The following is a 26,015-nucleotide window of genomic DNA, read 5'->3' as shown; positions in this document are numbered from 1 at the left end:
ACAGAAATGTTCGATAAAATTCTGATCGCCAACCGCGGCGAAATTGCTGTTCGCGTCATCAAGACCTGCCGTCGCATGGGCATCAAGACGGTGGTCGTCTACTCCGACGCCGACGCCGGTTCGCTGGCGTGCGAGATGGCGGACGAGACGGTTCACATCGGCCCGTCGCCCGCCGCCCAGTCCTATCTGATCCAGGACAAGATCGTGGACGCCGTGAAGCAGACGGGGGCGCAGGCCGTGCACCCCGGCTTCGGCTTCCTGTCGGAGAACGCTAGCTTTGCGCGGCGTTTGAAGGCCGAGGGCATCGCCTTCATCGGGCCGAACCCCGAGGCGATCGACGCCATGGGCGACAAGATCACCTCCAAGAAGTTCGCCGCCGAGGCGGGCGTCTCGACCGTGCCGGGCCACATGGGCCTGATCGAAACGCCGGACGAGGCGGTGAAGATCGCGCGCGAGATCGGCTATCCAGTGATGATCAAGGCCTCGGCCGGGGGCGGGGGCAAGGGCATCCGCGTCGCCCATTCAGACGACGACATGGCCGAGGGCTTCGCCGCCGTGAAGGCCGAGGCGCTGAACGCCTTCGGCGACGACCGCGTCTTCCTCGAGAAGTTCATCGTCGATCCGCGCCACATCGAGATTCAGGTGCTGGGCGACAAGCACGGCAACGTCATCCACCTGTTCGAGCGCGAATGCTCGATCCAGCGCCGCAATCAGAAGGTCATCGAGGAGGCGCCGTCGCCCCTGCTGGACGAGGCCACCCGCGCCGCCATGGGTGCGCAGGCCGTCGCCCTGGCCAAGGCGGTGAACTATGACTCGGCCGGCACGGTCGAGTTCGTCGCCGGTCAGGACAAGTCGTTCTTCTTCCTGGAGATGAACACCCGTCTGCAGGTCGAGCATCCGGTGACGGAGCTGATCACCGGCGTCGATCTGGTCGAGCAGATGATCCGCTCGGCCTGGGGCGAGCAACTGGCGATCAAGCAGGACGACCTGTCGATCAACGGCTGGGCCATCGAGAGCCGCATCTACGCCGAAGACCCCTATCGCGGCTTCCTGCCGTCGATCGGCCGTCTGGTGCGCTATGAGCAGCCGGAAGAGGGCGATCAGGGCGACTATACAGTCCGCAATGACTCGGGCGTCCGCGAGGGCGACGAGATCAGCATGTTCTACGACCCCATGATCGCCAAGCTGTGCGCCTGGGGCGAGACGCGCGACGACGCCGTGCGCGGCATGGCCCGCGCGCTGGAGGACACCCATCTGGCGGGGCTGGGCCACAATGTGCCCTTCCTGGCGGCGGTCATGGATCAGGAACGCTTCCAGTCCGGCCAGCTGTCGACCAGCTACATCAAGGACGAGTTCCCCGACGGCTTCCACGGTCTGACGCCGTCGGCCGAGCAGGTGAAGATCCTGATCGCCTGCGCCGTCGCCATGAATGAGGTCATCGCCGAACAGGACGGCGACCCCAGCGAGCGCACCGACTGGACCGTGCTGGTCGACAAGACGGCCTATGAGGTCGAGGTCGGCTATGACGAGGCCGAGGACCTGATCGTCGCCATCGACGGCGAGGAGGTCTCCCTGTCCGAGATCGACTGGCGTCCGGGCCTGTCGCTGTTCAAGGCGGTGCTGGACGACGACGCCTTCACCGCCGAGGTGAAGCGCGCCGCCGACGGCTTCGATATCCGCCACCGCGCGGCCAAGGCGCGGGTGCGCATTCTGCGTCCCGACGTGGCGCATCTATACGCCCTGCTGCCCGAGAAGCAGGCGGCGGACACCTCCAAGCTGGTGCTGTCGCCGATGCCGGGTCTGGTGGTCGACATCCCCGTTGTCGAGGGCCAGGAGGTCAAGTCCGGCGAGACCGTGGCCATCATCGAAGCCATGAAGATGCAGAACATCCTCAAGGCCGAGCGCGACGGCAAGGTGAAGGCCGTCAAGGCCAAGGCCGGCGATCCGGTGGCGGCTGACGACGTGCTGGTGGAGTTCGAGTAAATGACCGAGTTCGCCGTCCCGACCCCGCTCGAGTGGCGCGACGCCGCCGTCAAGGCGCTGAAGGAGCGTCCGCTGGAGAGCCTCATCCATCTGGATGCGGACCATCTGGCGACCAAGCCCCTGTATGGGGCGGCGAACGGCGGCGAGCCGGTGTTCGCGCCCCGGCCCTCAGATTCCGAAGGCCGGGCCTGGGACGTGCGGGCGCTGAATGAAGGCGAGGACGCAGACGCTCTTAACCGCGCCATCCTGACCGATCTAGAGAACGGGGCGGCCTCCGTCCTGATCGCCGGGCCGGCAGCGGCGGATGCTGCGAAGCTGGCCCGCGCCCTGGACGGGGTGGCGCTGGAGCTGGCGCCGGTGGCGCTGGATGCCGGGTTCGACGGCGTGAAGGCGGCCGAGGCCCTGTCGGCGGTCGCGAAGGGTTCGCCCCGCGCCAAACTGGCGTTTCACCTCGATCCGATCTCGGCCTATGCCGAGGCGGGCGGGGCGCCGAGCGATTTCGCGGCCGTCATGGCCGAGACGGCAACGGCGGCGGCGGCCCACGCCGCGACCTATCCCGAGGCGACGCTGTTCATGGCCTCGGGCCGTGTGGCGCATGAGGCAGGCGGCTCCATCGCGCAGGAACTGGCCTTCGCCGCGTCGTCTGCCGTGGCCTATGTGAAGGCCGCCGTTGAGGCGGGCCTGTCGGTCGAGGCGGCGCTGAAGGGCGTGGTCCTGAGCGTCGCCGCGGATCAGGCCTATTTCGACTCCCTGGCCAAGATCCGCGCCCTGCGCCTGATCTGGACCAGCGTTTCCAAGGCGTTCGGCGTGGAACTTCCCGCGATCATCGAGGCGCGCTCGTCGCGGCGGATGCTGTCTGCGCGCGATCCATGGCCGAACATGCTGCGTCTGACGGCGGCCGGTTTCGCCGGGGCCGTGGGCGGGGCCGATGCGGTGGTGCTGGACGGCTTCACTCGCGCGGCGGGTCTGCCGGACGACTTCGCCAAGCGTCAGGCGCGCAACACCCAACTGATCCTGATGGAGGAGTCCAACCTGGGCCGCGTCGACGATCCGGCCAGCGGCTCCTGGTATCTTGACGCGCGCACCCGCGAGTTGGCGCAGGCCGCCTGGGCCGAGTTCCAGACCCTCGAAGCTGAGGGCGGCGTGATCGCCTGTCTGGAAGGCGGGCTGATCCAGCCCCGCATCGCCCGTGCCCGCGACACGGCCGAGAAAGCCTTCAAGGACGGCGCCGCCCAGATTATCGGCGTCACCAAATTCGTCGACCCGGACGTGCGCCCCGCGCCGGTGACGCCCGCGCCCGTCGCACCTGCCGTCGCCGAGGCGTTCGAGGCCCTGTCGCCCGTCCGCTTCGCCGCCGCCTTCGAGGAGGCCGCCCAATGAGTTTCCCTGACTTTTCCAAGGTCGCTCTCGACCTCGACGCCACCGACGCCGGGCCGGAGCGCGCGGCCTGGACTACGCCCGAAGGCCTGACGGTCGAGACGGCCTATGGCCCCGAGGCCGTCGAGGGTCTGGACTTCATCCACGGCCTGCCGGGCTTCGCTCCCTTCGTGCGCGGTCCCTATCCGACCATGTATGCCGGCGCGCCGTGGACCATCCGCCAGTATGCGGGCTTCTCGACCGCCGAGGAGTCCAACGCCTTCTATCGCCGCAACCTGGCGGCCGGTCAGAAGGGCCTGTCGGTCGCCTTCGATCTGGCCACCCACCGGGGCTATGACAGCGACCACCCGCGGGTGAAGGGCGACGTCGGCATGGCGGGCGTGGCCATCGATAGCATTCTGGACATGCGGACCCTGTTCGACGGCATTCCGCTGGACCAGATGTCGGTGTCCATGACGATGAACGGCGCGGTGCTGCCGATCCTGGCCCTCTACGTCGTGGCGGGCGAGGAACAGGGCGTCGACCACGCCAAACTGACCGGGACCATTCAGAACGACATTCTGAAGGAGTTCATGGTCCGCAACACCTACATCTATCCGCCTGCGCCCTCGATGCGGATCATCGCCGACATCTTCGAGTGGACGGCGAAGGAAACGCCCAAGTTCAACTCCATCTCCATCTCCGGCTATCACATGCAGGAGGCGGGGGCGTCGGCGGATATCGAGCTGGCCTACACCCTGTCGGACGGGGTCGAATACCTGCGCGCGGGCAAGGCGGCGGGCATGGAGATCGACCGTTTCGCGCCGCGCCTGAGCTTCTTCTGGGCCATCGGCATGAACTACTTCATGGAGGTGGCCAAGATGCGCGCCGGCCGCCTGCTGTGGGCCGAGGCGGTGAAGCGGGAGGGCGGCGTCAATCCCAAGTCGCTGTCCCTGCGGACTCACTGCCAGACCTCGGGCTGGTCGCTGGCGGCGCAGGACGTGTTCAACAATGTGCCCCGCACCATGGTCGAGTGCATGGCGGCGGCGGGCGGCCAGACCCAGTCCCTGCACACCAACGCCCTGGACGAGGCCCTGGCCCTGCCGACCGACTTCTCGGCCCGGATCGCGCGCAACACGCAGATCCTGGCGCAGGCCGAGACCGGCCTGACGCGCGTCATCGACCCGTGGGGCGGCAGCTTCTACGTCGAGCGCCTGACGCAGGAGCTGGCGACCAAGGCCCGCGCCCTGATGGAGGAGGTCGAGGCCTACGGCGGCATGGCCAAGGCCATTGAGGCGGGTATTCCCAAGCTGCGCATCGAGGAATCCGCCGCCAAGACGCAGGCCCGCATCGACACCGGCCAGCAGACGGTCGTGGGGGTGAACAAGTACCTGAACCCCGTGGTCGACGACATTCCGATGCTGAAGGTCGACAACGCCGAGGTGCGCGCCCGCCAGATCGAGAAGCTGCAGCGCCTGAAGGCCGAGCGCGACGAGGCGGCGACTGAGGCCGCTCTCGATGCTCTCACCGAGGGCGCGCGCGGCAATGAGAACCTGATGGAGCTGGCGGTGCGGGCCGCCCGCGCCAAGGCCACCGTCGGTGAAATCTCCGACGCGCTGGAGGCCGCCTTCGGCCGCCACATCGCCACGGTGAAGACGGTCTCGGGCGTCTACGCCAAGGAGGCCGGGAACGATCCCAAGGTCGCCCGCGCCCGCTCGATGGTGGCGGCCTTCGTCGAGAACGACGGCGGCCCGCCGCGCATCCTAATCGCCAAGCTGGGCCAGGACGGCCACGACCGGGGCCAGAAGGTCGTCGCCACCGGCTATGGCGACATCGGCTTCGACGTGATGGCGGGGGCCCTGTTCCAGACGCCGGCCGAGGCCGCGCGCGATGCGGTCGAGAAGAATGTCCACGCGGTCGGCGCCTCGTCGCTGGCGGCCGGGCATCTGACGCTTGTGCCCGAACTGAAGGCCGAACTGGCCAAGCTGGGCCGCGAGGACATTATGATCGTGGTCGGCGGCGTCATCCCGCCGTCGGACGTGCAGCCTCTGATCGATATGGGCGCGGCGGCGGTCTATCCGCCTGGCTCGGTCATCGCCGAGACGGCCGTGGACCTGATCGAAAAGCTGAACCAGCGCCTGGGCTATGCCCAGCCGACGCCTGTGGAGACGAAGAAGTGATCGGCAATCTGAACCACGTCGGCGTCGCCACGCCCTCCATCGCCGAGTCGATCAAACTGTATCGCGACGTGCTGGGCGCGACGAAGATCGGCGAGCCGTTCGACCTGCCCGCGCAGGGGGTGAAGGTCTGCTTCATCGACACGCCGACGGCCCAGATCGAGCTGATCGAGCCGTTTGACGAGACCAGCCCGATCACCGGCTTCCTGGCCAAGAACCCCAAGGGCGGGCAGCACCACGTCTGTTTCGAAGTGGCTGATATTCACGCGGCCATCGCCGATATGCGCGCCAAGGGCGTGACCATCCTCGGCACGGGCGAGCCGCGCATCGGCGCGCATGGCACGCCGGTGGTGTTCCTGCATCCCAAGGAGATGGGCGGGGTGCTGATCGAACTGATGGAGACGCCGAAAGAGGCGCACTGAAGACAAAAGGCCCGGTCGCGAGACTGGGCCTTTTCTATGACGGCGAGTAGCGGGACGCCGATCAGTACAAGATCTTGCGCAGGCTGATCCGGAAGGTCCGGCCCATCGGGTCGAGATAGTCGGGCTGATACGACAGCGGCGTGTTCCCCAGGCCGTCGCGCACGTCCAGCCGCTGGTCGAAGATGTTCTCCACGCCGAGGCTGACGCGCGTCCCCTTCAGCCACGGATAGCGCGAGACCAGGTTTTCGCGCGACGACAAGTCGGCGAACAGGTTCAGGTTCACCGTCGTCAGGTCCGAGAAGCTCAGGTCGTCATCGGGCGACGAGCCGCCGTTGATGCGGGTGGATTCCTTCCAGTTGGCGTTCAGGAAGCCGCCCATGCCGCTCTTGAAGGCGCCCATCTGCAACTGGACTTCGTTGCGGGACTGGCCGCCGCGCGCGCCGATGGCGGCGCCGTCCAGCAGGTCGAGCACCGGCAGGCCGTCGCGGATCGTGATCTCATCCTGGATGCGATAGGTGTGATACAGCGAGATGTTGAACCGGCCCTGGCCGGGCATCATGCCGCCGCCCCGGCCGCGGCCGCCGCCCTGCATCCGCATCCCGCCCGACGATGAGCCGCCGGCGCGCTGACGGCCTCCCGCAGGCGGGCCGCCCTCGACCCGCGTGACCGCTCCTCCGCCGCCCGGACCGCGCTGACCGCCATTGCGAGCGTTCATGCGAGCCATCGCCGCCGGGTCCGGCTTGCCGAAGGCGGTCGAGAAGTTCAGGCCCCAGCGGAGTTCCTGCTGCTCGGCCTTCTGGAAGTTCAGCGGCCGGGCGTCGATCGACAGCAGGTTGCCGTCCAAGTCGCGGGTGAACCGCTCGGGCAGGGCGGCTTCGAGTTCCGGCGTGATGGTCGGGAAGGAGGCGATGGAGCCTTCCGTCTCGGTCCGCGTGTAGTTGGCGGTGAGGCGCAGGTCCTTGTCCTTCAGCGGCGTCAGATTGACGCCGAGCTTGAGGACGCGCTTGGTCTCTTCCGACAGGTTGGGGTTGCCGCCCTCGATGCGGGTGATGGTCACCGACTGGCCGGTGGCGAAGTCGTAGACCGGCACGTTCGGCGTCGACAGGGTCGGGCCGTTCAGCTGCGCCATCGACGGAGCCTTCTGCTCGTCGGCCCAGCTGGCGTTGAAGTTGACCGGCTCCCACGGTGACCAGTTCAGCCCGACCGTATAGGCCGACAGACCGCCGAAGTCCGACAGGTCCTCATAGGCCAGGTTCAGATTGGCCGACAGGTCGCCCAGTGCGCCCAGCACCTCGCGGTCGCGGCTGGCGATGGGCAGGTTGAAGTTGCCCGAGGCGCTGGTGCGGTCGCGCGACAGCGAGCGTTCGGAGAAGACGCTGGCCTGTTCCTGCTCCGAGAAACGCAAGGTCTCGGAATCCAGCGACTGGCTGTCGAAGCCGACCTTGAACGTCGAGGTCAGCGAGCCTGCGGGACCCTCCCAGGCCGTGCCGTTGATGACCCCCTCGATGCTGGACTTGCTGGAAATTGACCGCGCCGTGTCGAACGGATTGGTCGGCAGCTGGCCCAGGTCGCCGAAGGGGTCGATCGTCCCCGCCGTCACGCCCGCCTGCAGCGCGTCATCGTTGAGGCCGCGTCCGGTGCGCGTCTTGGTTTCACTGCGATCGTAGCCGCCGTTCACCGTCCAGCGCCAGTCGCCCAGATAGCCGTCGACAAGGAAGCCGAGCTCGCCTGCCAAAGTGTCGGTCTGTCGACCAAGCGCGCCCGGCGCATCGACGTAGCGGTACAGCAGGACGTCGCTGGCGAACGGCGAGTAGGGACTGGTCGAGGGAAGGGCGAGGCTGAGGCCCGGCAGGCCCAGGTAAGAGAATCTGGACGTGTCTTCCAACTCGCCGCTGAGCGTCAGCGACATCGTCTGGTTCAGGTCGCGCACCAGGGAGCCGGAGATGGAGCTGTTCTCGCGCTTGGGCGACAAGGTGCGATAGGCGGTCAGATCGTCGGTGCGCGGCCCTACGCCGAAGTCGGCCAGGCTGGCGCCGCCTGCTGCGCCGGCGCCCACCGAGGCGGTCGTCACGCTCTGGCCTAGCAGAGCCGACAGGGCAGGATCGATTTCGCCGCCGCCGGGCGACGTGACGTTGCCCATCAGGTCAAAGGGCGTTCCGTCGCGGACGATGTTGCGCTCGGTCTCGAACAGGGGGGTGTCGCGCTCGTACTCCAGATCCAGCGTCCAACGCTGTTTGCCGGCGATGCGAAGGACGTTGCTTTCCAGATCGGTCAAGGTGCGGCCGCCCTGATCCGGCCGACGGGCCGTCGCCTGCATGGTGACCGAACGGAAGTCGGCCTTGAGCACGAAGTTCACCACCCGCTGATCGGCGCTGTAGCCATAGGAGAGGGCGGTCTCCTCGGGCAGGATTTCGGTGCGCTCGATGGCCTCGGGCGGGATGCCGCGAATCTCGCGGAAACCAGAGATGCGCCGCCCGTTGACCAGGAAGACCGGCGAGCCTCCGCGCGAGCTGCGCGTGACCGGCTCAAGCAGGGTCATCAGCTCCTCGATGCTGCTGGCGCCGTAGGCCTTGATCTGCTCCTCGTCGAGGGTCAGCTCGGGTTCGTAGTCGCCCAGGGCCGCACCGCGCCGCGCGGTGGTCACGACCTCAAGCGTGCCGAGATCATAAGTGTCCGCCTCGACCTCCTGCTGCGGCACGGGGGTGGCCGTCTGGGCAGGGGCGGACTGCGGCGGAGTGCTGGAGGCAGTGTCGGCAGGAGACAGGGAGGCGAGAGCGAACAGCAAGGCGACTGGCGACATGTCGAGTCCTAAGGCAACCAAAAAAGCAGGCACGTTTGCGACCGACGCCCTGTCCCGTCCGTCGCATCGATTGGACTAGAGAACGATGCACGCCGAAAAATGGCGCGTTCGCTCTTCTGGATTAAACTCCTGTAACAAGGGGCTTAGTCCCATCCGAACCGACATGGTTCCAACGGGCAAAGGGACGGAATCCGTCGGATCCCGTCCCTGTTATTTTGCAGTCGCGAAAAGCTCTAGAAGCGGGCGCGTACGCCAATCGTCACATTACGCCCGCGCAGAGGGGCGGTATCAGCCAGGAAGGAGGCGTGGTTGAACGCCGTCTCGTCCAGCAGATTGGTCCCGCGCAGGAAGATCTGCGAGCGCACCGGCCCCAGGTCGATGTCGTAGGCCAAGGTGGCATTGACCATGTCATAGCCCGGCGTCTCGGTCTCGAAGGCCGCGATGTCGGTCTGCTTGAAGGTGCGGCTATATTCGACGTCGCCCGACCACGGCCCCTGGAAGGCGGCCAGGCGAACGCCCGCCCGCGCCGCCGGAATGCGTGGCAGGTTGCCGCCGTCGCCCTTGAGTTCGCCCTGGACGTAGTCGCCGAACACCGTGCCCGACAGCCAGGGCGTGAACTGTTGCGTCAGCTCACCCTCGATGCCGGTGAAGGTCGCATCGGCCTGGCTGTAGCGGATCAGGCGGAAGTCCTCGAACTGGTCCAGCGTCCGGGCGAAGATGTAGTCGTCATAGACATAGTGGTAGGCGCTGACCGATCCGGTGAGGGGGCCTTCAGTCTTGCGCAGGGTCAGCTCGATGGAGTTGGCCGTCTCTACGTCGAGTGCAGCGTCGCCGATCTCATAGGTGTTGGTCGCCAGGTGGACGCCGTCGGCGTACAGCTCCTGAGCCGAAGGCGCGCGCTGCGAGCGCGACAGCGACAGGGCGCCCGACCAGCCGGGCGTGAAGTGCCACACGGCAGAGCCGGAGACGGAGAAGGGCTTGTGCTCGACGTCGGGCAGGCCGACAGCCGAGGCCTCCTGCCACTCCTGACGCAGCGCGCCTTCCAGGTGCCACAGGCCGATCTCGTATTCCTCCATCACGAACAGGCCGGTGTTCTTGGTCGTGCTGGGCGCCAGATAGCTCTCCACGCCGACGGCGGCGAAGTCGCTCTTGCTCAGTTGCAGGCCGACTACGCCGCGCAGGCCCGCGATCTCGCGGTGCTGCGCTTCGATGCGGCCGTCGTAGCCCTTGTTGGTGAAGGTGGTGGCGACGACGCCTTCCTCCAGCTCGCTGTGCTCATAGTCGGTGTAGCCGGCGCGCAGGCGCAGGTTCTCGATACCCGGCAGCGGGTCGCGCAGTTCGCCGCGCAGATCGACGCGCCGGCTCTTCAGGCGGACCTCGGGGGCGGCGTGATCGTGGTCGCCTTCATGATCGTGGCCGTGATCATCGTCGCCGTGGCCATGATCGTCGTCATGACCGTGGTCGTGACCGGCGCCGCAGTGAAGGTGGTCGCCGTGCGGGTGGCAGCCCTCATACTCGTGGGTGTGTCCGGACAGGCCATAGCGGCTGGTCTGTTCCGTATAGGCCGCGCCCAGATAGCCGCGCGAGCCGATCCAGGAGGCGCCCAGAGTCGCCGTCGAGGTCTCGTTGTAGGAGCCGTCCAGCCGCGGTTCGTCCCAGCCCGGAACCTTGTAGTCGTCCGACTTGCGCGCCGCCGCCTCGACGCGGAGGGCGAAGTTGCCGGCGCCGACCGTCATGCCGACCACGCCGGCTTCCTCATTGTCGACCGAGCCGCGACGATATTCGGCAACGCCTTCCCCGCCCTCAGCCGGGATGCGGGTCGGGATCTTCTTGTCCAGAAGATTGACCGCGCCGCCGATGGCGCCGCCGCCGTAAAGCAGGGCTGCGGGGCCGCGCAGGATCTCGACGCCTTCCAGCAGCAGCGGCTCGCCGCTGACGGCGTGGTCGGGCGAGACTTCGGAGGCGTCCATCAGCCCAGCGCCCTCGCTCAGCACCTTCACGCGCGGCGAGGTCTGGCCCCGCACCACCGGGCGGCTGGCCCCCCCGCCGAAGGTGTCAGAGTTGACGCCGGGGATGCTGTTCAGCGTCTCGCCCAGCGTTGACTGGCGTCGGTGAACCAGATCGTCGCCGCTCAGCAGGGCGACGTGCGAACCGACGTCGTCGCCTGAGCGGCCCAGGGGCAGGGCGCGCACCACGACTTCGTCCACCTCATAGGCGTCAGCGGCTGTCGGGGCGTGGTTATGCGGATCGGCCTGCGATTGGCGCTGCAGCACGTCCTCGGCGAGCGCGGGCGCAACGCCGCCCAGGCCGGTCAGGGCGGCCGCGCCCACGGCGGTCAGCAGGAAGGTCTGAAAACGCATGATCACGCATCCCCGTTACAACGATGGGAGGCTTGATATGTTATAGTATATCACTTCGCAACCGCTCTTAGTCGATTTCCGCTGGCGGAGCCTTCACAGGCTCTCGACGTTGCAGCAGGGTCGCTGTTTCGAGGGGGCCGCTATGAGCAGATCCGTCACTTTTTCGACCATCGCCCTGACCGCCGGGCTGGCACTTCTGGTCGCGGGTTGTTCGCCCGAGGCGCCGCCCGAGCCGACTTCGCCGATCGAAGCTCCGGCGGCTCAGAACTCGGCGGCCATCGGCTATGCCTGTGAGAGCGGCAAGACGGTGGTGGTCGCCTATCCTGACGCCGAAACCGCGCGTGTCTCTTACGACGGCAAGGACTACGTCCTGACCAGCGTCGTCTCCGCGAGCGGCGCACGCTATGCGGGGCAGGGGCTGGAGTGGTGGACGGCCAGCCGGGGTGAGACGGAAAGCGGCACGCTGAGCCGTCCGGGACAGGGCGATCAGGCGGGCGGCGTCATCATCGAACGCTGCAGCCGCCCGGTCGCCGCCGTGGCGCCGCCGCCCTCGGGCGCGCCCTGCGCCGCCGAGACGCTGCGTCTAGCGGTAGAGGGCGGCGATGCGGGCATGGGCCACCGCGTGACGACGCTGGCGCTCAGGAACACAGGCCCGTCCGCCTGCACGGTCGCGGGCTATCCGTCTGTCAGCCTGTTGGACGGCGAGGGCAAGCTGCTGACGGGCGTTCGGGCGGTTCAGGCGCCGGGTAATTATTTCGCACAGGGGGGGACGCCGACGCCGGTTGAAATCCGCCCCCAGCAGGCTGCTTGGTTTGATCTGGCCTGGAGCGTCATCCCGCACGAGGACAAGGGCGAGACGACCTGTCCTTCGGCCAAGACGGTGCGGGTCACGGCGCCGGGCGCGGCGAGCGCCATCGCCCTGCCGCTGGCCTTCACGCCCTGCGGCGGGCAGGTTGAGGTCAGCCCCCTGCGCCCTGTGGCCGAAGCCTCGACTCAGCCCGCGGTGGCCGCCGCAGGCTAGGGGTTCAAACCGGCCGAGATTCAGCGTAGCGGAGCAAACATGACCCAGAATACGAACCAGGCTTTCTACGATCGCGTCTCCGCCGAACTGGCCGACATCGACGCCCAGGGGCTGACCAAGCCCGAGCGCGTGATCGCCTCGCGCCAGGGGCCGGTGATCTCCGTCAACGGCCGCGACGTGCTGAACTTCTGCGCCAACAACTATCTGGGCCTGGCGGGCGACGAGCGTGTCACCCAGGCCGGGATCAAGGCGCAGGAGAAGTGGGGCGCGGGCACCGCCTCGGTGCGCTTCATCTGCGGCACGCTGGAAATCCACAAGGAGCTGGAGCGCGCCATCGCCGACTACCTCGGCTTTGAGGACGCCATCCTGTTCGCCGCCGCCTTCGACGCCAACGGCGGCATTTTCGAGCCGCTGTTCGGGGCTGAGGACGCCATCGTCTCGGACAGCCTGAACCACGCCTCCATCATCGACGGCGTGCGGTTGTCGAAGGCTCAGCGCTACCGCTTCGCCAACTCGGACATGGCCGATCTGGAGACCAAGCTGAAGGAGGCGCGCGCCGCCGGGGCGCGCAACATCATCATCGCCACCGACGGCGCCTTCTCGATGGACGGCTACATCGGCAAGATCGATCAGATCCGCGGCCTGGCTGACCAGTATGAAGCCCTGATCATGGTCGACGACTGCCATGCGACCGGCTTCCTGGGCGACAAGGGCAAGGGCTCGTTCGCCCACTGCGGCGTCGAGGTCGACTTCGTCACGGGCACCTTCGGCAAGGCGCTGGGCGGCGCCATGGGCGGCTTCATCTGCGCCCGCAAGAACGTGGTCGAGCTGCTGAAGCAGCGCGCGCGGCCCTACCTCTTCTCCAACGCCTTGGCGCCGGCCGTGTGCGGCTCGTCGCTGGAGGCCATCCGCATCGCTTCGGGCGAGGAGGGCGACGCCCTGCGCGCCCAACTGTTCGCCAACGCCGCGCGATTCCGTTCGGCGATGACCGAGGCTGGTTTCGACCTGCTGCCGGGCGAACATCCGATCATCCCGGTGATGCTGGGCGACGCCAAGCTGGCGCAGGACATGGCGGCGCGCCTGCTGGAGCTGGGCGTCTATGTCATCGGTTTCAGCTTCCCCGTGGTGCCGCGCGGCCAGGCCCGCATCCGCACCCAGATGTCGGCGGCCCACACCTTCGAACAGATCGACGCCGCCGTGGCCGCCTTCACTCAGGCGGGCAGGGAGTTGGGGGTCATCTGACCCCCGCAAGCGGGCGGAGCCGGTTCAGTCCTTCAGGCTGTCGTCGGCCATGACAACTGACCGGCCTGTCGGATTGAGCGCTGCCCACAGCAGGATGGCGGCGATCAGCGGCGCTACCGACATGCCGATATAGCGGCCGACGATGGCGACCTGGGCCGCGATCGGATGCAGCGGCGGCTGATCTAGCGAGGACAGCATCCCGGCGCTGCGGGGCGCCAGTTCGGGGTTCAACTGCGCCGCCAGCTCGCCCCAGATCAGGCAGACCAGCGACAGCAGGAAAAGCGTAGTGAGAACCACCGCCGCGATCAGAGCCGCTCTGATCGGGCGGTCGGTTCGCGGGGGCGCCGTCAGGAAGGCGACGGCCAGCGGAACGCCCAGCAGCAGTCGGCGGATGGCGGTGTGCGCCACCTCCTGGATCACCGGCGCGCCGTCCGCGGTCAGATGCGTGCCGACTCCCCAGCCGCCGTCGGCGCGCGTGATGATCTCGCCCGAGAGGCCGAAGATCGGGAAGACCACACTCGCCAGCGGCCGAAGGGCGGTCGTGGCCAGGTCGGCGCCCCACAGCCACCAGGGCGGCAGCAGAAGCAGGAACATGCCCAGCGACCACAGGCCGAACCGGCGACGTGCAGCCTCTTCAGGCGTGCGGGCGCCCAGGGTGTGGAGCCAAGCGGTCATCAGACGGTCTCCTGGGCGGCGGCCTTGGCCGGCTGACGTGCCTGCCAGCGCGTCCAGAAGAAGAAGACCAGCAGACCCTCCAGGCCGATCATCGCGTCCCAGACGTAGTGGTGGAAGAACTCAAACAGCGATTCCGACCCGCGCGAGAGATAGAGCAGGCTGATGATCCGTAGCAGGTTCACCAGTTGCAGCGCCCCGACCCCCACGACGGCGCCGACCACGCCGTCCCGCAGCCGTCCCGGAAAGGCCAGAATGGCGGCGGTCAGCAGGGCGCAGACCTCAACCGCATTGCATCCGGCCAGCACCTGCACAGCGCCAAGTCCGTCGCTGAAGCGCAGGATGTCGCCCTGCGCCTGAACGCGCCCGTCAAACGGCTGCAGCACGGCGGCGCAGATATCCACCAGCAGCTGGGTGAAGGGCTGGACAAAAAGACGCTCGGCCCAGGGGGTCGCCAGGGCGCTGAACAGGGCGACCGCTATAAGGGCGAACAGGGCTAGGTACTGAACGGCGGGCGACTTGAGAAAACGCGGCATTGGCGGCGAACTGATCCCTATGGACGAGACCGCCGGATATGAGGACGGCGTGTTAGGAACACCGTAGCTAACTGATTCATGAGATGCCTGACAGCGGCGATCGACTGCTGTTATTCAGTGTGGTTCCAGGAACTCGCCAACTCTGGTTTTCGCGGTCAACCGCTTGCGGTCGGGCCCAAGGCGGCTTAGCGGCTGAAGCCGAGCAACGGGAGCACCACCATGACCGACACGATGAAGGCCCTGGCCAAGACGAAACCGGCCGAGGGGCTGGAGCTGATCGACGCCCCCATCCCCGTCGCGGGCGACGAAGACGTGCTGATCAAGGTGCACCGCACCGCCGTCTGCGGCACCGACATCCACATCTGGAACTGGGACGAGTGGTCCCAGAAGAACGTGCCCGTGCCGATGATCACCGGCCACGAATTTTCGGGCGAGATCGTCGCCATTGGCAAGGACGTGGATCGCCGCCTGAAGGTGGGCCAGCGCGTCTCGGCCGAGGGGCACGTCATCGACCTGAACTCCGAGGCGGCCCGCGCGGGTCATTTCCACCTGGACCCCGACACGCGCGGGATCGGCGTGAACCGTCAGGGCGCCTTTGCAGAGTACGTGGTCGCCCCGGCCTTCAACGTCATCGAACTGCCGGACGACGTGCCCTATGAGATCGGCTCCATCCTCGACCCGTTCGGCAACGCTGTGCACACGGCGCAGCAGTTCGATCTGTTGGGCGAGGACGTCATCGTCACCGGCGCCGGCCCGATTGGCATGATGGCGGCGGCGGTGGCGCGTCATGCGGGCGCGCGCACCGTGGTTCTGACGGATATCAATGACTTCCGCCTGGAACTTGCTCAGAAAGTCGCGCCGGGCGTGCGCACGGTGAATACCACCAAGGAAGACCTGCGCGATGTCATGCATGAGCTGGGGCTGAAGGTCGGCTTTGACGTGGCGCTGGAGATGTCGGGCTCGCCCGTCGCCTTCAAACAGTGCGTCGACACCCTGATCATGGGCGGCGGCATGGCCATGCTGGGCATTCCCTCCAGGCCGATGGAGACGGACTGGGGCGCGATCATCCTGAAGGCTCTGACCATCAAGGGCGTCTATGGGCGCGAGATGTTCACCACCTGGCGCAAGATGCTGGGCCTGCTGAAGGCGGGGCTGGATCTGCAGCCGTTGATCACCCACCAGATGCCCTATCAGGACTTCGAGGCGGGCTTCGAAGCCATGAAGTCGGGCAAGTCCGGCAAGGTCGTCCTGAACTGGGCCGACTGAGGGCACGCGGCGACCTCTCCCTCTCCCTCTCCCTCTCGTAGGGAGAGGCAGGGGCGCTTCAGACAGCCGCCGTCAGCGGCCTGGTGGCCCGGAACACGATGGCAGCGAACACCGCCATCGACAGCAGGGTCAGGGTCGGCCCCGCGATCAGGCCGATGTGGGCGAACGACGCCCACGCGGGGCCTCCGACCAACTCTGCGGCCAGCGCCGGCATGAAGATCAGGAGGCCGACCAGGGCCGTCCAGAAATGGACCTGGGGCAACCGGCCGTGTGCGGCCTGGGGCAGGATGCGGTAAAATAGGCCGTAGAGCGCCATCGCCACCCAGCCCAGCAAGTTAATGTGGGCATGCACCGGCGCGGCCGTGAAATCCCGGCTGGCCCCCATCCAGTATCCCAGTCCCATGCCGATCAGGGCGAAGATGACGGCGAGTCGCAGGAGGCGGTTCGACAGGCGGTGGTCCATATCCAGCCCTCGGTCATCGTTTGTAGCCGAGGACTATATTGAATAACGCAGGTTCATCAATCGGAACAACCGTGGTTTCTAGGACGCCGCCAGCAGCCTTATGAGGGCGGTCTCAAAAGCCGTCGCGTCCGACTTCGGCAGGCTTTGCGCCAACCGGCCCTGTTCGAACAGGGTGATGACCGCCGGGTGCACGTATGACGAGCGGCAGACCGTCGGCGTATTGCCCAACAGGCCTGCCACCGCCTTGATGCAGATCGTCACCTTGCGTTTGGCGTCGGCGGCCGAGATCGGCGCCTCCGTGTCGCGCAGGGCGCGCGCCGCCGAGACCGTGCCGGCCCAGGTGCGGAAGTCCTTGGCCGAAAACTCGTCTCCGGCCGCCTCGCGGATATAGGTGTTCACCTCATCGGAGGTGACGGGATGAAGGGCTCCGTCGCTGTCGCGGTATTTGAACACCTGCTGGCCTGGCAGGTCGCGCAGCGATCGCACCACCGTAGCGAGGCGCCGGTCCCGAACGCTGACGCTGTGTTCGATGCCGCTCTTGCCGCGAAAGGCGAAGGTCAGGGCGGCGCCGTCCACATCGAGGTGCCGCTTGCTGAGGGTGGTCAGGCCATAGGAGCGGTTCTGGCGGGCATACTGGGCATTGCCGACCCGGATCAGGGTGATCTCAAGCAGGCGCACGGCGGTCGCCAGCACTTTTTCCCGGCAGGGGCCGCGCCGGGACAGGTCGTCCTCGACGCGCTGTCGCAGACGGGGCAGGGCGCGGGCGAAGGCGGGCAGGCGCTCGAACTTGTTCTCGGCCGCATGGGCGGTCCAGCCGGGGTGATAGCGGTACTGCTTGCGGCCGCGCGCATCGCGCCCCGTCGCCTGAATATGGCCCGTGGCGCGCGGACAGATCCACACATCGGTCCAGGCCGGAGGGATGGCCAGGCTGCGGATGCGATCCAGCGTGGCGGCGTCCCGGATCAGACCGCCGTCAGCACCTCGATAGCAGAAGCCGCGACCGGAACGACGGCGCGTCAAGCCGGGGCTGTCGTCGTTGCACCAGGTCAGCCCTTTCGGCGGAGAGGGATGAGGGTGCGTCACACGCCGACCTCTCGCAGGCGGGCGCGCAGGATGTTGATCCAGTCGCGGGCCTCGTCGCCGCCCCACAGGTTCCAGGCGATGTACCCTGCCGAGGGCTTGATCGGATCGGCCCACTGGCGACCGTGCTTGTCCACGGCGTGTCGGGCGAAATAACTGTACATGGATTTGATGTCGCGATCGCTGAGCGGCTTGCGGGACATCAGCTGCTCGGCGCGGCGAACCCCGACCTCGGTCCCGCCGCGCCCATGTTGCTCGCGAAGGGCCAAGCCTTGCCGGGCCGCCTTGGCGATGGCGGCGTTGGGGGTGCGGTCTTCATCGGAAAGGACCGGGTGGTCGATCATCATGGCTCTTCTCAGGCGGCATACGGCAACGGCGGCGGCGTCAGGCGGTTCCTTAGCTGAGTTTGCCGATGGCTTGACCTGAAGGCGCGGGCGAGGGACGGAGCGGGATGAACTATCGTCACAGCTTTCACGCCGGAAACTTCGCCGACCTGGTCAAACACGCCCTGGTGCTGTGGCTGCTGAAGGATCGCCAGGCCAGGGGGCCTGTGACCGTGCTCGACACCCACGCGGGCGCGGGGCTCTATGATCTGTCGGGAGACGCCCAGCGCTCGCGCGAGGCCGAGGCTGGGGTGGCGCGGCTGATGACCGCCGAGGCGCGGCCGCCGCTGATCGAGGCGCTGGCCGCAGAGGTCGCTGCGCTGAATCCTGAGGGCGGCGTGCGGTTCTATCCGGGCTCGCCGGTGCTGACGGCGCGGGCGCTGCGGGCCGAGGATTCCTATCGCGGTTTCGAGTTGAACCCGCCTGTCGAAGCCCTGCTGACCGAGGCGCTCGCCGCATGGCCGAATGCGACGGGCCGGGCGGGCGACGGCTATGAAGAGGCGGTGCGCGCGGCCAGAGGCGTCAAGGCGCCGTTGGTGCTGATCGACCCGCCGTTCGAGCGGCCTGATGATTATGTCCGCTCGGCCGAGACGGCGGCGGCTGTAGTGCGCGCCGACCCGACGGCGTGCGTCGCGATCTGGACGCCTTTGAAGGACCTGGAGACGTTCGACGGCTTCATTCGGCGGCTGGAGCAGGCGGGGTTGTCGCGGGTGCTGGTCGCTGAGGCGCGCCTGCGGCCATTGAACAACCCGATGAAGATGAACGGCTGCGCGATGACGGTGGTCAATGCACCATCGGGGGCCGAAGCTGCGGCGGCTGAAATCTGCGGCTGGACCGTTCAGGCGCTGGGCGACGCCGGGGCGCGAGCCGAGGTCTGGCGCGCGGGCTAGCCGCCGGTCGTTTCGCCCGGTTCGTAGAGGTGAGGCTCGAACGTCGCGATAGCCAGGATCGGGCCCATGGCGGCGACGACCTGAGGATGGCGCGTCATGGCTTTCCAGTCCGTGGCGCTGGCCCAGACGGCGTGATTGGCGGCGACGCGGCCGTTCAGTCCGCGATGCAGGGTCGCCGAGACGAAGCCGGGCAGGCCTGACTGCACCTTCGCCAGCCCCGCAAGGCGCTCGATCAGTTCGTCCAGGTGGCGCTGGTCGCACTTGAAGATGTTGATCAGCACGACCGGATCGTCGGTTGCCGCCATTAAGTTTCGTCCCATTGCCTTCCTGGGTCTTCTACCCCAATCCAAGGGCTGACGCTTCTTTCTCGTGCGTCTGCTGGAGTGAAAAATCGAGCATGACCGTCATCGCCATTCTTGAGACCGGGCGACCGCCTGCAGACTTGGCCGCCCGATACGGCGACTACGTCGAGCAGTTCCGCGCCCTGCTGGGCGAGGGCGTGGTGACGCGGCGTTTTGACGTTCAGGCCGGCGACCTTCCGGATGACGCTGCGGCCTTCGCCGGGGTCATCGTTACGGGCTCGGCGGCGGGCGTCTATGAGGACCTTCCGTGGATCGAGCCGCTGGCGCAGTGGCTGCGCGATGCGCGCGGCAAGACGCGCCTGGTCGGCATCTGCTTTGGCCATCAAATCCTGGCTCAGGCGTTCGGCGGCCGGGTAGAGAAGTCGGGGCGCGGCTGGGGCGTGGGCCTCCACACTTATGAGGTCACCGGCGACGAGGCCTGGATGCAGCCGCCGGCCGCGACCCTGTCGATCCCCGCCTCGCATCAGGACCAGGTGGTCGCCCTGGCGGACGACGCGCGGGTGATCGCGGCCAGCCCGTTCACGCCCCATGCCGGCGTCGCCTGGGGGGATGGCGCCATCAGCTTTCAATGCCACCCGGAGTTCGATCCCGCCTTCGCCGCGGCTCTGACTGAAGGGCGCCGCGGGCGGATCGCCGAGCATCTGGTGGACGAGGCGCAGGCAAGCCTGAAACGACCGGACGACAGGGCGATCTTGGGCGCCTGGCTCCGCAACTTCCTCGACGTATCGAGCGCAAGCGAAAAATAAGGCGTGACGACGGCGGGCTGCTAAGCCTTGTTCAATATCTCGCCCTCACTGTCGCGCTCGGACCAGTCGGGAGGAAGACTTTGAAGCGCCGTGTTTTATTCAGGGGCTTCGTTCTCGCTGGCGTCGCAGCGGTCTCGATCGCCGGCGCTGACCCGATCAGCGCCGAATCGTCGCCTCCCGTGGCGGCGGTTGAGCTGGCTCACGCGGTCGAGCAGCGGGCGATGCGGACCGACTTCAACGCGCTCGAGGCTTTTGGTCGCCAGGCCCTCAATCGTCGCGACCGCGAGGGGCTGAACCGCCTGTATCACGTCGCCTGGACCTTTCTGAATCAGGGTGATTTCGAGCGCGCGGCTCTGTGGAACGGCCACTTGCAGGCTCGAGCCAGGGCGGCGCACGATCAGCGGTACATCGAGATCGCCCGGCTAAATGGGCTTACCGCGCGGTATGATCAGGGCGATATGGCCGTCGCCGACGAAATGGAGCGCATAGCGGCGACAACCGATGACTGGTTCGTCAAGGCGCACGCCGCTCGCCTTGCCGCGCTGGCCCTCATGGACCAGGATCGAGTGGGCGAGGGACTGCGTCTGCTGGCCATGGTCGAGTCCGAAATCCCGGCCGACGATCCGTTCGCAGGCACGGCTCGCGCCGGGGTCTGGGAAATGACCGGCATGGGCCTGATGAAGCTCAATGATGTAGCCGGTGCGGCGACCGCCTTTCATCGGTTTGAAGTGGACTATTCGCACCCGGCCTATCCTCGTCCGGATTTCGACAGCCTCTACAATCTGACGAAGATGTCGGTTCAGGTCGGCGACCTGCCGCGGGCTGAGCATTATTACGCTGCACACCACCGTCTGGCTGAGCGGTCTGGCATTGCCGCCATTCGCGCCTATGACGCGGCCTTGTGCGCGTCGGTCGCCGATATGCAGCAGTTGTCGGCCAAGGTTCTGGAATGCTTGGCTCCTCACTCGGATCTAATCGACCGCAAGGCCTTCCTATCGCTCGACATTCTGCCCATGCGCGGGGTGGCGCGGGCGCGAATGGGAGACTTGACGGGTGCGCGACGTGATCTGGAGCGCCTGCGAGAGCTTGCACCGGACGGCATCGTCGACCCGCGTGAACGGCTGGTCGAAGCGGAGTTGCTGAGGGCCACCGGAAGGATAGCCGAGGCCTTTGACGTGCTGCGCGACTATGAGAAGCGCCGCGCCGTGCAGGCGGCGCAGCGCTTCAGCGCCGGGATCCATCAGGTCACCGGCGACATGCAGGAACAGTTGGCCGAGCGTCGCCGCCAGCTGCAGACCGCCCGGGCCAACACTGATCTGCAACGCGCGGTTATTCGGGGCCAGAACTGGATCCTGGGCATCGGGCTCCTCTTCGTTCTGTCGGTGCTGTTCGTTGTGGTCTGGCAGCGCCGCCAGTCCCGGCGCTTGCGGGCAGCTCAACTGCGCGCTGAAGAGGCCAATCAGGCCAAGAGCGAGTTCCTGGCCAATATGAGCCATGAAATCCGCACCCCTCTGAACGGGGTCGTCGCCATGACGGATGTCCTTTCGCGGCGAGAGCTGGCTCCCAAGGACCGCGAGCTGGTGGATATCATTCGTTCGTCCGGCGTCACTCTTGAACGGCTGCTGTCGGATATTCTCGACACGGTGCAGGTGGAGACGGGCGAGATAAAGCTGGACACGGCGCCCTTCCACCTGGGCGCCATGCTGCGCGAGATCGTCGCGTTGTGGACCCCGCTGGCCATGCAGAAGGGCGTGGATCTTTCGTTGGACGTTGACCCGCGCCTTGACGCCGTCTTCGTCGGCGACGCGGTTCGTTTGCGTCAGGTGCTGACCAATCTCGTCAGCAACGCGGTGAAATTCACAGAAGTAGGCGAGGTGCGGCTTGAGGTCGGACGCGCCGCCGACGGTCGCGCCTTATTTGCAGTTTCAGACACCGGAATCGGTTTCGATCAGGAGTTCAAGCAGCGCATCTTTCACCGTTTTCAGCAGGCCGACGGTTCGATCACCCGGCGTTTCGGCGGCAGCGGACTAGGATTGGCGATTTCAGCTGACCTGGTGCAACTGATGGGCGGGCGTCTGGACTGCGACTCGCCTGCGGAGGGAGGAGCGCGGTTCTGGTTTGAACTCGCCTTGCCGTCAGCGCCCGATTCAGAGGTTCAGCCGGTCGCGCCGACGGTGCTGTCCGCCGCCTCTGAGGGGCGTTTGAAGGTTCTGCTGGCCGATGACCATCCGGCCAACCGTCTGGTCGTTCAGGTCATGCTTGAGACCATGCCCGTGGATCTGGTCAGCGTTGCAAACGGCGCGGAAGCGGTCGAGGCCTTGCGGCGCGACGGGTTCGACCTGGTGCTGATGGACATGCAGATGCCGGTGATGGACGGCCTGACCGCGACCGCCGCCATACGTCAGCACGAGCGCACGACCGGCGCGTCGCGAACCCCTGTCCTGATGCTGACCGCCAATGCGCTAAAAGAACATGTCGAGGCGGGACGTGCGGCCGGCGCTGACGGCCATCTGACCAAGCCCCTGACAGTGGCGGCCCTAACAAAGGCGATCGAGGGGGCGGTAAGAAGCGAGGCGGATCAGGTCCCGGCCTGATCCGCGAACTTCATGGCCACTTCACCACAGGGGGCATGGAGCTGAGGATTGCATCGACGTTGCCGCCGGTCTTCAGTCCGAACATGGTGCCGCGGTCATACAGCAGGTTGAACTCGACGTAGCGGCCGCGACGGACCAACTGCTCTTCGCGCTCTTCGGCGGTCCAGGGCTCTTGCATCCGGCGGGCGACGATCTCCGAATAGACCTTCAGGAAGGCCTCGCCGACCGTCTGGGTGAAGGCGAAGTCCTTCTCCCAGTCGCCGCTATCGTGGTGGTCGTAGAAGATGCCGCCGGTGCCGCGCGGTTCATTCCGGTGTGGCAGGAAGAAATACTCGTCGCACCACTGCTTGTATTTGGCGTGCCACGCCGGATCGAAGGCGTCGCAGGCGCCCTTCATGGCGGCGTGGAAGTCGATGGTGTCGGGATGGTCGTCGCGGCGGTCCGCATCCAGCACGGGCGTCAGGTCGCCGCCGCCGCCGAACCAGGTCTTGGTCGTCGAGATCAGCCGGGTGTTCATGTGCACGGCCGGCACGCGCGGGCTGACCGGGTGGCAGATCAGGCTGATGCCGGTGGCGTAGAAGCGCGGGTCTTCCTCTGCGCCCGGCACCTTCTTGGCGTAGTCGGCGGGGAAGACGCCATGAACGGTCGAGCAGTGGACGCCGACCTTTTCAAACAGGCGGCCTTTCATCATGCCCATAACGCCGCCGCCGCCTTCCGGGCGGTCCCAGGGGGTGCGGACGAAACGACCGGCGTCTCCGGCGAACAGGTCAGCGGGCGCGGCGTCTTCGAGCGCCTCGAAGCCGGCGTGAATCTGGTCGCGCAGGGTCTCGAACCAGACGCGGGCGCGCTCGCGGCGCTCAATCATCAGGGCGGGGTCAGCTTGGATCATGAGGGCTTCAACCATGACGCGGCCTTTCTGAACAGTCCGGCGGGGTGTGCGGATGAGGGCCTGATGCCGCAGGCGAGGCGAGGGGGCCTTGATCCAGATCACAATCGGCCCGCGCCAGGACGGTATACGAACGGTTCCCTCTGCGTCCCGGCTGTGCCAGCCTGCCGCGCCCGTAAGGAGCGGCGCCGTGGGGCGACCGGGCGGGCCTAGTATCTCGAAGAGGGGAAAATCATGATCCGCATCGCCCTGAACGCCAGAATGCGCGCCAGTCTGCTGGCCGCCGCCTCCATCGCCGTTCTGGCGGGACCGGCTTTGGCTCAAAGCCAGCCGCAAGAGGCGCGGGTGATGCAGATTCTGAAACGCACGCCCTTGATCGACGGACACAATGACCTGCCGTGGGCCTTGCGGCAGGGCTTTGGAAATGACCCGCATGGCGTTGACCTAAATGCAGATTTGTCGGCTTCGACGCGCCTGCATACGGACATCCCGCGCCTTCGCGCCGGGGGCGTGGGCGGTCAGTTCTGGTCTGTCTATGTTCCGGCCAGCATGGCGCCGGTCGAGGCCGCCAAGGCCACCTTCGAGCAGATCGACACGGTCAAGCGCATGGCCGCCGCCTATCCCGACACCTTCGAGATCGCCACGACCGCCGATGACCTGGTCCGCATCCACCGCGCGGGCAAGATCGCCAGCCTGATCGGCATGGAAGGCGGCTACTCCATCGATGATTCCCTGGGCCTGCTGCGCGAGTTCTATGATTCGGGCGCGCGCTACATGACGCTGACCCACTCCAAGAGCACCACCTGGGCCGATAGCGGCACTGATGCGCCCAAGTGGAAGGGGCTGAACGCCTTCGGCGAGGACGTGGTCCGGGAGATGAACCGCCTGGGCATGATGGTCGACCTCAGCCACGTGTCCGAGGACACCATGGTCGATGCGATCCGGGTGTCTTCGGCGCCGGTGATCTTCTCCCACTCCTCGGCGCGGGCGGTGACGGCTCATCCGCGCAACGTGCCTGACGCCGTGCTGCGCCAGATGGCGGGCAACGGCGGCATCGTCATGGTGACCTTCGTGCCGGGCTTCATCAGCGAGGCCGTGCGGGCCTCGGGCGCGGCGCGTGCAGCAGAGATGACGCGGCTTACGGCTCTCAACCCCGGCGATCCCGCAGCGGTCAAGGCGGGCATGGACGCATGGAACGCCGCCAACCCGGCGCCCAAGGCGACGATGGAGGACGTCGTCGCCCACATCCAGCACATTCGCGACGTGGCGGGCATCGACCACATTGGTCTGGGCGGTGACTATGATGGGGTGGACAGCCTGCCGGTCGGGCTGGAGGGCGTGGACGGCTACCCGCGCCTGCTGGCCGAGCTGATGCGCCGCGGCTGGAGCGAGGCAGATATCCGCAAGATCTCGGGCGAGAACCTGCTGCGTGTGATGCGGGCGGTCGAGCGCGTGGCCGAGAGTAAGCGCGGCGAGCGGCCGAGCCTGGCCAAGCTGCCGGACGACGGCGCGCCGGAGTAAAGCGAGTCGAATCCTTCTCCCATAAAGGGAGAAGGATCAACGCGTCGGCAGGGCGTTCAGCTGCCTGAGCGCCTCATGCAGGCCGATCCCGGCGCTGACCGACAGGTTCAGCGACCGGGTCTCCGGCCGGATCGGAATATAGATTCGCGCATCGGCCGCCGCGTGGACGTAGTCGGGCGATCCGGCGCTCTCCTTGCCAAACAGCAAGACGTCGTCAGGCTGAAACGCGAAATCCGCCAGCGGCTCGGCCGCGCGCGTGGTGAACAGCACCAGCCGTCCCGGCGCACGGTCACGCTGGAACGCGTCCCAATCGGCATGGCGCGTCATGTGGGACAAGGGCCCGTAATCCAGGGCCGCCCGCTTCATCGCGCGATCGTCGAAATTAAAGCTCGTGGGCTCGATGACGTGCAATTCCACGCCGAAACAGGCGCTCAGACGGATGCAGGCGCCGACATTATGGGGGATGTCAGGTTGAAAAAGGGCGAGACGCATTCTAAGGCCCTCATACGCGCGGGGCGGGGCCTTGTCGCGGCTTTTGTTGCGACTGTTTCGCAAATCGCTTTCGCGACTTGTTTTGGAGCAGGCGAAACTAGGGCCGCACGGACAGGCATTCGTTTTCGCAAAGGGTTCCATTCGGTTGACGCTCCATCTCGGAGCGGACGACCGGCGATGCAGAGGTGAAACGCGTGGCCGAATCGGTCGTGAATGCTGACGGGCCTGACGGCCAACACGGGGGTGGCGACGCCACCCGCCGCGACTTCATCCACATTGCGGCGGGCGCAGCTGCGGCCGGCGCGGGCGTGATGGTGGCGTGGCCGCTGATCAACCAGATGAACCCGGCGGCCGACACCCTGGCCCTGGCGTCGATCGAATTCGATCTGACCAAGGTTCAGGAAGGCCAGCAGGTTGTCATCAAATGGCAGGGCAAGCCGGTCTTCGTGCGCTATCGCACTCCGGCCGAGCTGACCAAGGTCATCGACGAGGGCGCCGTCGGCTCCCCGCCCGAGACCGACGCCGAGCGCACCAAGGCCGGTCACGAGAAGTATCTCGTGGTCATCGGCTCGTGCACCCACCTGGGCTGCGTGCCGACCTTCAACGCCGGCGAGTACGGCGGCTGGTTCTGCCCGTGCCACGGTTCGCACTACGACGCCTCGGGCCGCATTCGTAAGGGTCCGGCGCCGCTGAACCTGATCGTGCCGAACTACGAATACATGTCTGACACCCGCGTGAAGATCGGCTGAGGACGGACAGAGGA

Annotated in this window: 22 protein-coding genes; 12 read left to right on the top strand and 10 right to left on the bottom strand. The window is 66.9% G+C overall.

Features of this window, described 5'->3' with window-relative positions; genetic code table 11:
• Positions 1-6: 6 nt before the first annotated feature.
• The 4 genes from H9656_RS05000 to mce are packed head-to-tail and all read left to right on the top strand — an operon-like array spanning position 7 to position 5,938.
• Positions 7-1,983: an acetyl-CoA carboxylase biotin carboxylase subunit gene (locus H9656_RS05000; RefSeq protein ID WP_191743126.1), complete on the top strand. Its 1,977-nt coding sequence runs from the start codon at positions 7-9 to the stop codon at positions 1,981-1,983.
• The gene (locus H9656_RS04995) at positions 1,984-3,363 is read left to right on the top strand and encodes a methylmalonyl-CoA mutase family protein (protein ID WP_191743125.1); all 1,380 of its coding nucleotides are present in this window, start codon (positions 1,984-1,986) and stop codon (positions 3,361-3,363) included.
• Entirely contained in the window at positions 3,360-5,519 is a 2,160-nt protein-coding gene (scpA, locus tag H9656_RS04990) for a methylmalonyl-CoA mutase (RefSeq protein WP_191743124.1), read from the top strand. The genes H9656_RS04995 and scpA overlap by 4 nt, the downstream gene beginning before the upstream one ends.
• Positions 5,516-5,938, top strand: a complete 423-nt coding sequence (gene mce, locus H9656_RS04985; protein ID WP_191743123.1) for a methylmalonyl-CoA epimerase — start codon at positions 5,516-5,518, stop codon at positions 5,936-5,938. The genes scpA and mce overlap by 4 nt, the downstream gene beginning before the upstream one ends.
• A gap of 61 nt (positions 5,939-5,999) precedes the next feature.
• On the opposite strand, the gene H9656_RS04980 is transcribed toward mce, so the two are convergent.
• The gene (locus tag H9656_RS04980) at positions 6,000-8,738 is read right to left on the bottom strand and encodes a TonB-dependent receptor (RefSeq protein ID WP_191743122.1); all 2,739 of its coding nucleotides are present in this window, start codon (positions 8,736-8,738) and stop codon (positions 6,000-6,002) included.
• 233 nt (positions 8,739-8,971) lie between these two features.
• Positions 8,972-11,098, bottom strand: coding sequence for a TonB-dependent receptor domain-containing protein (locus H9656_RS04975; protein ID WP_191743121.1), 2,127 nt, complete (start codon positions 11,096-11,098; stop codon positions 8,972-8,974).
• 142 nt (positions 11,099-11,240) lie between these two features.
• Here H9656_RS04975 and H9656_RS04970 point away from each other — a divergent pair, with 142 nt between their 5' ends.
• Together H9656_RS04970 and H9656_RS04965 are read left to right on the top strand one after the other, a co-directional pair.
• A complete protein-coding gene (locus tag H9656_RS04970; RefSeq protein ID WP_191743120.1) occupies positions 11,241-12,119 on the top strand; it encodes a DUF4232 domain-containing protein in 879 nt (292 codons plus the stop codon).
• A gap of 39 nt (positions 12,120-12,158) precedes the next feature.
• The gene (locus tag H9656_RS04965; protein ID WP_191743119.1) at positions 12,159-13,361 is read left to right on the top strand and encodes a glycine C-acetyltransferase; all 1,203 of its coding nucleotides are present in this window, start codon (positions 12,159-12,161) and stop codon (positions 13,359-13,361) included.
• A gap of 24 nt (positions 13,362-13,385) precedes the next feature.
• Here H9656_RS04965 and H9656_RS04960 read toward each other — a convergent pair whose 3' ends face one another.
• Positions 13,386-14,036 (bottom strand): exosortase H-associated membrane protein, encoded by a 651-nt coding sequence (locus H9656_RS04960; RefSeq protein WP_191743118.1) that lies wholly within the window; start codon positions 14,034-14,036, stop codon positions 13,386-13,388.
• Positions 14,036-14,569 carry an exosortase H gene (gene xrtH, locus H9656_RS04955; RefSeq protein ID WP_191743117.1) on the bottom strand — a complete coding sequence of 178 codons (534 nt, stop codon included), beginning with the start codon at positions 14,567-14,569 and terminating at the stop codon, positions 14,036-14,038. Before xrtH ends, H9656_RS04960 begins: the two co-directional genes overlap by 1 nt.
• 219 nt (positions 14,570-14,788) lie before the next feature.
• Between xrtH and tdh the strand changes: the two genes are divergently transcribed.
• Positions 14,789-15,835: an L-threonine 3-dehydrogenase gene (tdh, locus tag H9656_RS04950; RefSeq protein WP_191743116.1), complete on the top strand. Its 1,047-nt coding sequence runs from the start codon at positions 14,789-14,791 to the stop codon at positions 15,833-15,835.
• A 58-nt stretch (positions 15,836-15,893) separates the two neighbouring features.
• On the opposite strand, the gene H9656_RS04945 is transcribed toward tdh, so the two are convergent.
• The 3 genes from H9656_RS04945 to H9656_RS04935 form a co-directional block, all read right to left on the bottom strand.
• Positions 15,894-16,298, bottom strand: a complete 405-nt coding sequence (locus H9656_RS04945; protein ID WP_191743115.1) for a hypothetical protein — start codon at positions 16,296-16,298, stop codon at positions 15,894-15,896.
• Positions 16,299-16,376: 78 nt separating this feature from the next.
• Complete coding sequence (locus tag H9656_RS04940; RefSeq protein WP_318240595.1) at positions 16,377-17,381, bottom strand: DNA topoisomerase IB; 1,005 nt, start codon at positions 17,379-17,381, stop codon at positions 16,377-16,379.
• Complete coding sequence (locus H9656_RS04935) at positions 17,378-17,722, bottom strand: hypothetical protein (RefSeq protein WP_191743114.1); 345 nt, start codon at positions 17,720-17,722, stop codon at positions 17,378-17,380. The genes H9656_RS04940 and H9656_RS04935 overlap by 4 nt, the downstream gene beginning before the upstream one ends.
• A gap of 107 nt (positions 17,723-17,829) precedes the next feature.
• Between H9656_RS04935 and rlmJ the strand changes: the two genes are divergently transcribed.
• A complete protein-coding gene (rlmJ, locus tag H9656_RS04930; RefSeq protein ID WP_191743113.1) occupies positions 17,830-18,651 on the top strand; it encodes a 23S rRNA (adenine(2030)-N(6))-methyltransferase RlmJ in 822 nt (273 codons plus the stop codon).
• Here rlmJ and H9656_RS04925 read toward each other — a convergent pair.
• The gene (locus tag H9656_RS04925; RefSeq protein ID WP_191743112.1) at positions 18,648-18,956 is read right to left on the bottom strand and encodes an antibiotic biosynthesis monooxygenase family protein; all 309 of its coding nucleotides are present in this window, start codon (positions 18,954-18,956) and stop codon (positions 18,648-18,650) included. The genes rlmJ and H9656_RS04925 overlap by 4 nt on opposite strands.
• Before the next feature lie 92 nt (positions 18,957-19,048).
• Between H9656_RS04925 and H9656_RS04920 the strand changes: the two genes are divergently transcribed.
• Both H9656_RS04920 and H9656_RS04915 read left to right on the top strand, forming a co-directional pair.
• The gene (locus tag H9656_RS04920) at positions 19,049-19,759 is read left to right on the top strand and encodes a type 1 glutamine amidotransferase (RefSeq protein ID WP_191743111.1); all 711 of its coding nucleotides are present in this window, start codon (positions 19,049-19,051) and stop codon (positions 19,757-19,759) included.
• A 179-nt stretch (positions 19,760-19,938) separates the two neighbouring features.
• Positions 19,939-22,353 (top strand): ATP-binding protein, encoded by a 2,415-nt coding sequence (locus tag H9656_RS04915; protein WP_318240594.1) that lies wholly within the window; start codon positions 19,939-19,941, stop codon positions 22,351-22,353.
• Between the two features lie 10 nt (positions 22,354-22,363).
• On the opposite strand, the gene hemF is transcribed toward H9656_RS04915, so the two are convergent.
• A complete protein-coding gene (gene hemF / locus H9656_RS04910; protein ID WP_191743753.1) occupies positions 22,364-23,218 on the bottom strand; it encodes an oxygen-dependent coproporphyrinogen oxidase in 855 nt (284 codons plus the stop codon).
• Between the two features lie 255 nt (positions 23,219-23,473).
• Here hemF and H9656_RS04905 point away from each other — a divergent pair, with 255 nt between their 5' ends.
• Positions 23,474-24,760: a dipeptidase gene (locus tag H9656_RS04905; protein WP_225212226.1), complete on the top strand. Its 1,287-nt coding sequence runs from the start codon at positions 23,474-23,476 to the stop codon at positions 24,758-24,760.
• Between the two features lie 36 nt (positions 24,761-24,796).
• Here the strand turns inward: H9656_RS04905 and H9656_RS04900 are convergent, their stop codons facing one another.
• Positions 24,797-25,252 (bottom strand): tRNA (cytidine(34)-2'-O)-methyltransferase, encoded by a 456-nt coding sequence (locus H9656_RS04900; protein WP_191743751.1) that lies wholly within the window; start codon positions 25,250-25,252, stop codon positions 24,797-24,799.
• Positions 25,253-25,446: 194 nt separating this feature from the next.
• Here H9656_RS04900 and petA point away from each other — a divergent pair, with 194 nt between their 5' ends.
• Positions 25,447-26,001, top strand: a complete 555-nt coding sequence (gene petA / locus H9656_RS04895) for a ubiquinol-cytochrome c reductase iron-sulfur subunit (protein ID WP_025978101.1) — start codon at positions 25,447-25,449, stop codon at positions 25,999-26,001.
• The last annotated feature ends 14 nt before the right edge of the window (positions 26,002-26,015 follow it).

Source organism: Brevundimonas guildfordensis (genome assembly GCF_014836405.1).
Classification (GTDB): domain Bacteria; phylum Pseudomonadota; class Alphaproteobacteria; order Caulobacterales; family Caulobacteraceae; genus Brevundimonas; species Brevundimonas guildfordensis.
This window is presented reverse-complemented; position numbering and strand designations above follow the sequence as displayed.